We start from the raw sequence: 692 nt of genomic DNA, 5'->3' as shown, positions 1-692 counted from the left end.
GCCTTCGTGTCTCACCGGCGTTTCGAGCCAGCGGTTAACGGAAAGTCCGATAGGAATGTCAGCCATCGTGAACGACGCTCCGGCGATGAAGGCACCGGTTTTTTCAAGTTGTCGCTCGATAATGGTCATGTGTCTGCGCCAGGCAGTACAGGACTGCGCGATCTGTTCCGGATCCTGGTAATCAGGAAGGCGCCGGGTTAGCGCAAGGAACGCGTAACTCCACGACTTGTTCAAATCGGTCGCTTGCCAGTCCAACCATTGGTCCACGCGAGCACGGGCCAGTGCTGGTGTGGGGTAAAGATGGGTGGCATGTTCGCGGTTGGCCAGGTAGCGAATGATCGTGTTCGACTCCCAGAGCACGAAATCTCCATCGCGAACCACGGGCACCATCGCGTTAGGATTAAGCGCCAGGAACTCGGGCGTGTTGGTGGACCGTAATCCCGCCCCCCAGTCTTCACGCGTGAACAAGATATCCAGTTCGGCGCAGGTCCAGAGAACCTTGCGTACGTTGATGGAAGATGCCCTCCCCAGTATCTGCAGCATGGTGTGAAGGAACGTTCGTAGTTGATCAGGATGACGCAGCGAATCTGGGCCACTCAGTTACGCTGAATAGATCGACCTAGTGTACCTATCGGTCGAACTGCTCGACATGTACAGTTCTGATGCCCCTCACTGGGCCAGACCCGCGCACT

1 protein-coding gene is annotated in these 692 nt (G+C 56.8%); it reads right to left on the bottom strand.

The window, feature by feature from the left end; translation table 11 throughout:
* Positions 1-543: glutathione S-transferase (locus U5782_RS41300; protein ID WP_322049629.1), on the bottom strand; the 543-nt coding region annotated here is incomplete at its 3' end.
* Between the last annotated feature and the right edge of the window lie 149 nt (positions 544-692).

The sequence above is a fragment of the Paraburkholderia sp. J67 genome (assembly GCF_905220265.1).
Classification (GTDB): domain Bacteria; phylum Pseudomonadota; class Gammaproteobacteria; order Burkholderiales; family Burkholderiaceae; genus Paraburkholderia.
Note: the sequence above shows the minus strand (reverse complement) of the source record. Positions and strands in the feature narration are given on the sequence as shown.